The following is an 11,034-nucleotide window of genomic DNA, read 5'->3' as shown; positions in this document are numbered from 1 at the left end:
TGACACGGCAAGAATTCAAACAGGCCGCCCGCGAGCCGGGCTGATCGACCCCTGTCGCCCGACCGCACCGGCGGTCCGATTTACCTGCGGATCGTTTCGAGCAATCGCTTGTTGTAGTAGCCGACCAGGTCATCGCGCCGGACAACACCGATCACCTTACCCGGATTGTCCTTGCGTACCACGGGGATAAGCCCCACGCCGCGCTGGCCGAACAGTTTTTGCGCGTGTTCCAGATCGTCGGTGATGTCAAGCACCACCGTATCCGATACCACCAAGTCCTGAGCGATCACGAGGTAGTCCAGTTCGTCGTGGGTCAGGAGGTTGCGGATATCCTGAAAGGAGATGACGCCCTTGAGCTTGCCTTCGTTGCCTTCAACGACAAAGTAGGTCTCCTTCGAGAGTTCTATCTTATGCAGGATTTCCAGCAGGGTCGTGGAGGCTCGGATCGTTTCGAAATCCGTATCCATGACCTCACTGACCTGCAGCGAGCGCAGGACGTTGACATCGCGACCACCGCGAATGTCGATCCCCCGCTTGAACAGCTTGGCCGTGTAAATGGAGTGCGGGTATAGCCGACCGGCCACCAGGGCTGAGAACACCACCGTAACCATCAGCGGGAGAATGATACGGTAATCCCAGGTCATTTCGTAGATAATCAGCATGGCCGTGATGGGGGCGTGAGTCGTACCGGCCACCATGCCCGCCATCCCCACCACGGCGTAGGCGCCCGGCGTGGCGGTGACCCCCGGGAACAGGTAGTTCATCAGGACGCCGAAAGATCCCCCGGCCACCGCACCCATGAACAGGGACGGGGCAAAGATGCCGCCGGAGTTTCCGGAGCCAAGCGTGAGCGAGGTGGCCACGATTTTCGCAAATATCAGAATCACCATCAGCCAGACAGCCATGCTGCCGTGAAGGGTGAGCGAAATCGTGTGATAACCGTCGGCCAGCACCTGCGGAAAGAACACTGCCAGGCCGCCGAGAATCAGGCCGCCCAGAGCCGGCTTGGTCCAGTTGGCCATATGCAGGTTTTCAAAGAAATCCTCGAAACGGCCCAGCGAGCGGGTGAACAGTACCGCCAGCGCACCCACCGCCACTCCCATCACCACGTACAGGGGTATTTCCCAGGGCGAAACAAGCGAATAACTCGGCACCTCAAAAGCGGGGTGGTTTCCGAGAAACCATCGACTGACAACGGAAGCCACGACCGAGGAGAGGATGACGGGGGCAAATGTCTTGATGGCAAAGTCACCCAGGATTATTTCCAGCGAAAAGATAACGCCTGCGATAGGGGCATTAAACACGGCTGCAATTCCGGCGGCCGCCCCACAGCCGACCAGCACCTTGACCCGCTCGCCGGGCATCCGGAACAGTTGGCCGATGGTCGAGCCGAACGCTGAGCCGATCTGCACAATCGGCCCCTCACGGCCCGCCGACCCGCCTGATCCGATGCAGATGGCGGAAGCAATGGTCTTGGCGAAGGCAACGCGGGGTCTGATAATGCCGCCGAGCCGGGCGACCGCGTTCATTACTTCCGGCACGCCGTGACCCCGGGCCTCGGTGGCGTACTTGAAGACGATGGGTCCGGCCAGCAGGCCGCCGAGCATCGGAATCAACGGCAGCCAGAACTTATACCCGCCCCAGTTGGCAAACCCGACCGCCGTGACCAGGATCTGGTCAGTCAGCCCGAAGAACAGGGAGTTAAAATACTCTATGAGCAGAATAAACCCGATCGCCCCGAAACCGGTCGTAAGGCCGACGACTACTGACAGCAGGATCAGAAGGTTGGTTTCCGAGATTTGTATCAGCCGCGAGAGTCTTTCAGTGGCTATTCTTTGCATTGAAAGACTGAATGTATCATTTTTTGCTACCCGGACAAGTCATTTGTTTGGCGCTGCGATAGTTGCAAAGGCAGGAGGTTACCGGCTTGACTTGGAGCGGGATTTTCATAAATTAGTGAAAAAGTTCACTTTAGGCCATTACGGGCGCGAGGGCATACAATGCGTGCAACAGCAGACGTGGTCATTGTCGGAGGAGGCATTATAGGCACGACCGTGGCCTTCTACCTGGCGCGCGAAAACGTGGGACAGATTACGCTCGTAGAACGGGAGATGTTTCTCGGTGCGTGCTCTACTTCCAAGGCGGCCGGCGGAGTTCGAGCCCAGTTCAATAGCAAGATCAATATCGAAATGTCCATGCTTTCCGAGAAGCTCTTCAAGCGCTTCAAGGAGGATACCGGCTCAGACGCCCTGTACAAGCAGGTGGGCTACATGTTCGTGCTGTCCGACGACAAGGACATCGAGATGCACAAGCAGGGGTACGAGTTGCAGCGTTCCCTGGGATTGGACGTACACCTGGTCAAGCCCGAGGATATCCACCAGTATGCTCCCCACGTGCGGACCGACGACATCAAGCTGGCGACCTTCTGTGGGGACGACGGGCTGGCCGACCCTCACGAGTTTCTCTCCGGCTACGAGCGCGCGATCCGCCGGCTTGGCGTGGCCATCGAACTGGAGACCGAGGTCACGGGGATCGAGGTGACCGCCGGCGCGATTTCCGGTGTTAAGACGGTCAAGGGGGATATCGCCACGCCGCTCGTGATCAACTGCACCGGGGCATACTCGGCCCGGATCGGGCGGATGGTGGGTGCCGACGTGGAGGTCAAGCCCTACCGCCGCCAGATTGTCACGACCGGCGAACTCGACTTCCTGCGCCCGGATATCCCCATGGTCGTGGATGTGAAGACCGGGCTTTATTGCCATAAGGAGTCAAAGGGCCTGTTGCTCGGCTGGGCGGATAAGTCCGTGCCGCCGGGTTTTGACATATCCATCGACCCGGACTATACGGACAGGATTCTTGAGCTGGCCCTTGAGCGCATGCCTCAGCTTGAGACGGCCGAGATGGCCAACGAGTGGGCTGGATTGTACGAGACGACCCCGGACCACCGCGCCATAATCGGCTGGGAGCCATCGGTCAAGGGCATGTTCCACGTCACCGGGTTCTCCGGACACGGGCTGATGCACGCCCCCGCCGCCGGTCTCGTGACCTCGGAGATAACGGCCGGCAAGGAGCCGTCCGTGGATATCAAGTCGCTTAGCCCCGACCGGTTTCGCCTGGGAGAACTGGTGGAAGAAACCAACGTCATCTGAGCACGGGGATCGATGGACGGCAGGCTCGCCGGGTCTGGAGCAGGGGACGAGGGAACAGCCTGAGGCGCGTCATCAGGCCCGGAGCCGATGACTCCGTGAGTTATTCATCTTCTTTACCGTGGTCAGAGAGATCCAGCATGCTGGTGCCTTCCGCGTAAGGCACTGAACGAGCGGAAGTGAGCCGAAGCAGCCTTTGAGTAACGTCCCGAATCTTCAGAGCCGAAATCTCGATGGTCTTGAGTTTCGCCGCCAGCTCCTGATCCAGATCCTGACGTTTCAACAGAAGAAGCTGGACGTTCCCAAGTATGGCAGTAAGCGGGTTGTTGATTTCGTGATTGACCGTGACGGCGGTCTCAATGATGGCCCCGAGCCGTTCTTTGTCCAGCACGTCCCTGCCGACGGCCGTGTCCTTCTCAACTCCCCGAGCTGCGACATTAAGAGCGATGGCGGCGCTTAACGCTTCCAGAAAGGCGTCTTCGCTGACCAGCTTTGCGGCCCCTTCGTGAATACCGATAACCGCCCCGAAGACCCGCTCCTGGTGGTACAGCGGAAGAGTAAATGCGTGCAGCGGCGAATCTCCGCCGAAACTCATGTAAGCCGACAGCAGCTTACGCTCCTGCCGGAGGGATCTGAAGAGATCACCTTCAAGCGACTCCAGCCTTTCACGGGCTGCCTCGGTTTCGGCGCAGTGGGCGTTCATGGTGACCGTCATGGCCTCATCCCAAAGGTACAGGGCGGCCGCTTGCAGGCCGATCAGACCGGCCGCGAGACGGAGCGCCGTCTCGCCCGTCTGCTGCAGATCTTCGCCCTGGCAGCCGGCGAGAGCCAACTGGCGGAGAATCTCATACCTGTTTGAGTCTTTGTTATCCATACGCGCAGTCCCGCAATCCTATTGCCTTTTCAGCAAAAGGAGTGCATTCCTGCGAAAAAACCGGACTTCCGCAAGTAAAATGGCAACGCCGCCAAGATACAGCAATTCCGGCGAGTTATCCAGCGCAATCGCTGTGCGTCCCTTGAACAGCCCGGCCGGCGGGCCAAACGAGTGCACCCGGCTTCACAAATCCGGCCGCCGCGGCGGGCGAAAGCCGTTGACTTTTGCCCGGCCAGGGGCTAAGTTAGCCGCTTTCCAGAGTCGTTGGGAAAGACTGGACGAGTATGCTGGACAACATGATTCACGATAAGTGCGGTGTCTTCGGCATTTACGGCAACCCGCGGGCTGCGGAACTGACCTATCTTGGCTTGTATGCCCTGCAGCACCGGGGACAGGAATCTGCAGGCATCGTCACTTCCGAGAACGGCCGATTCAACCTGCACAAGTCAATGGGGGAAGTGTCGGAGGTCTTTGGCGATCGCCAGAACATCACCAGGCTGACCGGCAGCATCGCGATCGGGCATACACGGTACAGCACGACCGGGATGTCGTCGCTGATCAACATCCAGCCGTTCATGATCACCAACCGCAACCGCAACCTGGCTATCGTCCACAACGGTAACCTGACAAACTCGCTTGATCTGAAGAAGAAGCTTGATCAAAAAGGCTCCATTTTCCAGACCACGTCGGACACCGAAATCATCCTGCACCTCGCGGCCGTCTCGAAGAAGAAGACGCGCTTCGAACGAATTTGCGACGCTCTGGCACGGATTCGCGGTGCCTATTCCCTGCTCATCCTCACCGAGGACAGCATCATAGCGGCCCGGGATCCGCGCGGATTCCGGCCCCTGGCCCTGGGCACGTTCCGCGGCTCACACATCGTGGCTTCGGAAACCTGTGCTTTTGACATCATCGGGGCCAAGTACGTTCGCGACATCGAACCCGGGGAGGTACTGGAGATCAGCAAGAAGGGGCTCAGGTCACGGTTCCTTACGAAAAACTCCCGGCACGCGTTCTGTATCTTCGAGTTTATCTACTTCGCCCGGCCCGACTCGAAAGTCTTCGGAGAGAACGTCGACAAAGTTCGCCGGCGCCTCGGCCGCCTGCTGGCCCGGGAACATCCAGTCGATGCCGACATCGTGATCGGCATACCGGACTCGGCCAACACCGCGACACTCGGCTTCGCCGAGGAGTCCGGGATCAAGTTCGAGATCGGCCTTATCCGAAATCACTACGTCGGGCGGACGTTCATTGACCCCCACCAGCGCATCCGTGACCTCGACGTCAAGCTTAAGTTCAACCCCGTCAAGGGGGTTCTCGACGGCAAGCGGGTGGTGGTGGTGGATGACTCGATTGTGCGCGGGACGACGTCCAGAAAGCTCGTAAAAATGATTCGGGACGCCGGGGCCCAGGAGATCCATTTCCGCGTGTCTTGCCCTCCCATCGTTTCCCCCTGTTTCTTCGGCATCGACATGCCGACGGTCAAGGAACTTATTGCCTGGCGGATTCCGGTTGAGAAGATCGAGAAGTACCTGCACGTGGATTCGCTGCGTTACCTGTCGCTGGAAGGCATGCTGTCGATGCCGGCTCTGCCCAGGACTACGTTCTGTCACGGCTGCTTCTCCGGCAAGTACCCGGTCCGGGTCCCGGACATCAACGGCAAGTTCCGGCTCCGCTGATCGGAGTCCGGGCCTCCCGGCTGCCCGGGCAGACAGACCCGGCCCCCGCCGTATAGATTTTCATCACTTCATCCGAATATCGACGGTGGATCTTACAGGAAGGCGAAGATGGCCGCGCGTGAAAGCTCCAGAAGATCCTGCGGGAAGAAGCCGAGGCCGAGAGTAGCCAGCGCAGCTACGGCCAGGACGACAAACACGGACGGCGTCACTACGGCCGGCTCCGACCGGCCCGCCTCGACTTGATCGAAATAACTGGTCTTGATGACCCGCAGGTAGTAGTAAACCGATATAAACGAGTTCATGACGCCGATCACGGCCAGAGGAATAAACCCGGCCCTGACCGCCGCGGAGAAGATGTAGAATTTGCCGAAGAATCCAACCGTCGGCGGAAAACCCGCCAGGGCGAACATGAACAGGGCGAGGGTGGCCGAAAGGTACGGGTTGCTTTTTGACAGGCCGGTCAGCTCAGAATACTCGCAGGTGCACCCGGAGCGGGTTTCCAGAACGGTTACGGCCGCGAACGCCCCGAGGTTGAACAGCGTGTAGCTGACCAGGTAGAAGATGGCCGCCGATACGGCATCAGCGCCGCCCACCGTCAGCGCCACCAGCACGTATCCGGCGTGCGATATCGACGAATAGGCCAGCATCCTTTTCACGTTGTCCTGGCGGAGGGCCAGAATGTTGCCCACCGACATGGTAAGCACCGCCAGAACCCAGAACACCCCGGTCAGCATGCCGATATCGGCAAAGCCGAAGTTAAAAATGCGCAGCATTACTGCGAACCCGGCCGCCTTGGGGGCGACCGAGAAGAAGGCGGTCACCGGCGTGGGCGCACCCTCGTAAACGTCCGGCACCCAGGTGTGAAAGGGTACTGCGGCTATCTTGAACGCGAATCCGATCAGCACAAGGGCGACACCGGCATACAGGTAGACCCTGTAATGGCTGGAGATGTAGTTGAAGTCGGCGACGATGCGTCTCAGGTTGGTGGTTTCGGCGGCGCCGAAGACAAACGCGATGCCCATCAGCAGAAAGGCACTGGCGAAGGCACCCATGATAAAGTACTTGATGCCCGCCTCGTTTGAGGCCAGGGAGCGCCGGTTGAGAGCCGCCATGACATACAGCGGCACGGACATGATCTCGAGACCGAGAAACATGACGACCAGGTCGGTGCTGTTGGCCATGACCATCATGCCCATGGTCGAGATCAGGAGCAAGGCGTAGAATTCCGGCGACTCGATCCCCTTGACCTTGAGATAGCGGTAGGCAATGAACAGGGACAGCAGGGCGGCCAGCACGAATATGAGCTTGAACATGACGCCGAAATCGTCGCAGGTCACCATGCCGGCAAAACCGGCCTTCTGGTCACCCCACTGCTCGATTGCGAGGTAAAGCGAGGCGGCGAGCCCTACCACGGCCATGACCGGCGCCAGCGGCGCAATTCTCCTGACGAAGGCGGTGACCAGAATCACCGAGGCCGCCGCCAGCAGCGCAATCTCCGGGTAGATCAGGCTCAGATCAATCGAGAGTGCGGAAACGTAATCAACCATGGGTCCTCTCCGCGACGACCGTCGCGCTTACCTAAATCCCTCAGCCCCCGCCGAAACCCGTCTTGACTTCACCGTCCTCGACAATCACCGGCACCATCCTCCGGCCTCCGGAAAGCTCTACCAGCTTGTCAATGGCGCCGGGCGTCTGGTGAACGTCAATCTCGGTAAAAGCAATGCCCTGTTCGGTGTAGTGCTTCTTCGCCGCCTGACAGTATGGGCATCCCTGTATCATGTATATGGTCACTTCGCTCACGGCTCATCACCTCCGGGCTTGGAAAACTCCACGTCAACAACACCGGTCTGCTCGCCGGCACGGACTTTCGTAATCTGAAAGCCCCCTTCCAGCTCGACCGCCCTGGCCCTGCTGACCTGAGTCAACACCTGCCTGACGGCCGGCTCGATTCTTTCCAAGAACGGTTTCGGATATATGCCGATCCAGAAGATAAGCACGACCAGCGGGATGAGAACGAGCTTTTCGCGGGCGGTCAGGTCAGTCAGCTTCTCATTGGCGGGATTGCTGACCTTGCCAAAAACCACCCGTTGATACATCCACAACATATAGCAGGCCGCGAGAATAACGCCGGTCGCGGCCAGAATTCCGTAAACGGCATTGGCCTTGAACGTACCCAGGAGGATCAGGAACTCGCCGACAAACCCGTTAGTGAACGGCAGACCGATGGACGACAGCATCACGATCATAAAGATAGCCGAGAACGTCGGCATCACCTTCGCCAGCCCGCCGAAATCCGCAATCATGCGCGTATGCCGGCGCTCGTAGATCATGCCCACGATCAGGAACAGGGCGCCGGTGGAAATACCGTGGTTGATCATCTGGATCACCGAGCCTTCGAGGGCACTGACGTTGAGCGCGAAGATGCCGAGCATGATGAACCCCATGTGGGAGACCGAAGAGAAGGCCACCAGGGACTTGATGTCCTTCTGGACCATGGAGACCAAAGCGCCGTAGATGATGGCAATGATGGCCAGCACGCAAATATACGGCAGGTACGTGATGGTCGCGTCCGGAAACAGCGGCAGGCAGATGCGGATGAAACCGTAGGTGCCCATTTTCAGGAGGACGCCGGCCAGAATCACCGAGCCGGCCGTGGGCGCCTCAACGTGGGCGTCGGGCAGCCACGTGTGGAACGGCCAGAGCGGCACCTTGATGGCAAAGGCGAGCGCAAAAGCCGCGAACAACCACAGCTGCACGTGGTAGGCCATCGGCATCTGCATGATCTGCAGGAGGTCGAAGGTGTACTCGCCGGCGTAGGCGTGGTAGTCGAAGTACAGGTACAACAGTCCGACCAGCATGAGCAGCGACCCAAACATCGTAAAGAGCACAAACTTGATCGCCGCGTACGTCCTCCTGGGTCCGCCCCATACACCGATGATGAAGTACATCGGGACCAGCATGACTTCCCAGAACACGTAGAACAGGAACAGGTCGAGGGCGCAGAAGACGCCGATCATGCCCGTACTCAGCAGGAGCATCGAAATGTGAAATCCCTTCACCCCCTTGGTGATGGAGCACCACGATGACAGCACGCATATGAACGTCAGGACGGCCGTCAGGAGGATGAGGAGCAGGGAAATGCCGTCAATGCCCATGTGGAAGTTGATGCCGAGCGACGTAACCCACATCCGGTTAATCTCGAACTGCATCCCGGTCGCCAGCGGATCAAACCAGTAGTACAGGGCAACCGACAAGAGCACGGTAATAAAGGCGATGATCAGGCTGACGCCCTTGATCGTCTCCACCTGCTTCTGCGGGACAAACAGAAGGATGATCACTCCGATGAGCGGGAAGAACGTTACCAGCGGTAGAATGATCTGTTCCATTGCCTACCCAAATATGAAAAAGGCGATTACGACCACCACTCCGGCCACGAACAACGTAGCGTAGCCACGCACGCGCCCCGACTGCGTATAGCGCAGAATGTCCGAGACATCACGGCTGACCCGGGCCATACCGTTCAGAAAACCGTCGATAAGCACGACGTCAACAAACTTCCAGAGGAAAAGCGATCCGTACACGACCGGCCGCACAATAGCCGCCCCGTAGAATTCATCCACGTAATACTTGTTGAATATGACGCGGTGGATTCCGGATAATTTTTGCCGCAGGGCGGTCGCTGCAGCCGTGTTCTTATGGTACAGGTAGTAGGCGGCGTAGACGGCGATGACCACCAGGATCACCGAGGCAACCATCAGGGTCCACTCCATCCCGGTATCGGCCCCGCCCGAGGCAAGGGCGTGCGCAGCCGGCTCGCCCGCGGCGCCGCCCATCACCGGATGCAGCCACTCCTCGAAGACGTTGGCTACCCCGAAGATGTGGGGCATGCCGATGAACCCGCCGACAATCGACAGCGCTCCCAGGACCGTCAGGGGAACGGTCATCGACTTCGGCGCCTCGTGTACGTGACGGCGCGTCTCTTCGCCCATGCGCTCCTTGCCGAAGAACGTCAGGTAGATGAGCCTGAACATGTAGAAAGCCGTCAACCCGGCGGTGACGAAACCGACCACCCAGAAAAGCGGGTGACCGAACTGGGACGAATACGCTTTCCAGAGAATTTCATCCTTGGAGAAAAAGCCGGACAGCCCGGGAATACCGGAGATGGCCAGCGTCGCGATCAGCATAGTTGCGTATGTGATCGGCAGGTACTTCTTCAATCCGCCCATGCGCCGCATGTCCTGCTCATCGGAGACGGCGTGAATGACGGCACCGGCACCCAGGAACAGCAGGGCCTTGAAAAAGGCGTGCGTCATAAGGTGGAAAATGCCGACCGAAAAGGCGGCCACGCCGCAAGCCAGGAACATGTATCCGAGCTGGCTTACGGTCGAGTAGGCCAGCACGCGCTTGATGTCGTTCTGCGCCAAACCTATGGTGGCGGCAACCAGCGCGGTGGCGGCACCGACGATGGCCACAACCAGCAGCGCATCGGGCGCCATCGCATACAACACGTTGGTCCGCGCGATCATGTAGACCCCGGCCGTAACCATGGTGGCAGCGTGGATGAGCGCCGAGACCGGCGTCGGACCCTCCATGGCGTCGGGCAGCCACACGTAAAGCGGAATCTGCGCGGATTTTCCGGTGGCGCCGAGAAACAGGAGCAGGCAGACGGCCGTCACCAGGCCGCCGCCGGCCGCAAACATCACCGGGGCCCTGTCCATAACGGCGACAAAATCGAGGGACCCCACCTGCCAGAAAATAATGAACATGCCGATGAGAAAACCGAAGTCGCCGACACGGTTGAAGATGAACGCCTTCTTCCCCGCGTCAGAGGCCGACTTGCGTTCATACCAGAAGCCGATCAGCAGGTACGAACACAGCCCCACGCCTTCCCAGCCGACAAACATGAACAAGAAGTTGTTGGCCAGCACCAGGGTAAGCATGGAGAAGACGAAGAGGTTGAGGTAGGCGAAGTATCGTCCGTAACCGGGATCCTTGTGCATGTATCCGACGGAGTAGACGTGGATCAGAAAGCCGACGCCGGCGACAACCAGTATCATCACCGTGGAAAGCGGATCAAGGAGGAAAGCCACGTCGACGTGGAATGACCCGGACGGAATCCAGGCGAACAGCACCTGCTCGATCACCCGGGCATCGGCCGGCAGAGCTTTCAACTCGAAGAAGGCAAGCACGGACGCGACCAGCGACAGGCCGACGGACCCGCAACCGACCAGCGAGATGACCGGCCGGGGCAGCCGGCCGATCAGCAACCCGTTGATCAGAAAACCCGCCAGCGGGAACAGAAGAATGAGGTACAGGTAATCAGTCACGGGTTTTG

The 11,034-nt window shown here is 59.2% G+C and carries 8 protein-coding genes; 2 read left to right on the top strand and 6 right to left on the bottom strand.

All coding sequences use genetic code 11. The annotated features are described in order from the left end of the window. Positions 1–80 precede the first annotated feature (80 nt). The gene (locus tag VMY05_10525) at positions 81–1,841 is read right to left on the bottom strand and encodes a chloride channel protein (protein ID HUV31509.1); all 1,761 of its coding nucleotides are present in this window, start codon (positions 1,839–1,841) and stop codon (positions 81–83) included. 159 nt (positions 1,842–2,000) lie between these two features. Here VMY05_10525 and VMY05_10520 point away from each other — a divergent pair, with 159 nt between their 5' ends. Further along, positions 2,001–3,149: an FAD-binding oxidoreductase gene (locus tag VMY05_10520; GenBank protein HUV31508.1), complete on the top strand. Its 1,149-nt coding sequence runs from the start codon at positions 2,001–2,003 to the stop codon at positions 3,147–3,149. A 100-nt stretch (positions 3,150–3,249) separates the two neighbouring features. Here the strand turns inward: VMY05_10520 and VMY05_10515 are convergent, their stop codons facing one another. After that, entirely contained in the window at positions 3,250–4,020 is a 771-nt protein-coding gene (locus VMY05_10515; GenBank protein ID HUV31507.1) for a histidine kinase dimerization/phospho-acceptor domain-containing protein, read from the bottom strand. Between the two features lie 296 nt (positions 4,021–4,316). Here VMY05_10515 and purF point away from each other — a divergent pair, with 296 nt between their 5' ends. Then, positions 4,317–5,699 carry an amidophosphoribosyltransferase gene (gene purF, locus VMY05_10510; GenBank protein ID HUV31506.1) on the top strand — a complete coding sequence of 461 codons (1,383 nt, stop codon included), beginning with the start codon at positions 4,317–4,319 and terminating at the stop codon, positions 5,697–5,699. Positions 5,700–5,791: 92 nt separating this feature from the next. Here purF and VMY05_10505 read toward each other — a convergent pair whose 3' ends face one another. From VMY05_10505 to nuoL, 4 genes are read right to left on the bottom strand one after another with little or no spacing between them, the layout of a single operon-like run. Further along, the gene (locus VMY05_10505) at positions 5,792–7,246 is read right to left on the bottom strand and encodes an NADH-quinone oxidoreductase subunit N (GenBank protein HUV31505.1); all 1,455 of its coding nucleotides are present in this window, start codon (positions 7,244–7,246) and stop codon (positions 5,792–5,794) included. 40 nt (positions 7,247–7,286) lie between these two features. Next, complete coding sequence (locus tag VMY05_10500; protein ID HUV31504.1) at positions 7,287–7,499, bottom strand: glutaredoxin family protein; 213 nt, start codon at positions 7,497–7,499, stop codon at positions 7,287–7,289. Then, positions 7,496–9,085, bottom strand: coding sequence for an NADH-quinone oxidoreductase subunit M (locus VMY05_10495; protein ID HUV31503.1), 1,590 nt, complete (start codon positions 9,083–9,085; stop codon positions 7,496–7,498). The genes VMY05_10500 and VMY05_10495 overlap by 4 nt, the downstream gene beginning before the upstream one ends. A 3-nt stretch (positions 9,086–9,088) precedes the next feature. Further along, positions 9,089–11,026, bottom strand: a complete 1,938-nt coding sequence (nuoL, locus tag VMY05_10490) for an NADH-quinone oxidoreductase subunit L (protein HUV31502.1) — start codon at positions 11,024–11,026, stop codon at positions 9,089–9,091. Between the last annotated feature and the right edge of the window lie 8 nt (positions 11,027–11,034).

Source organism: Acidobacteriota bacterium (assembly GCA_035529075.1).
Lineage (GTDB): Bacteria > Zixibacteria > MSB-5A5 > GN15 > FEB-12 > DATKXK01.
The sequence above is the reverse complement of the archived record's forward strand: the minus strand, read 5'-3'. Positions and strand labels throughout refer to the sequence as shown.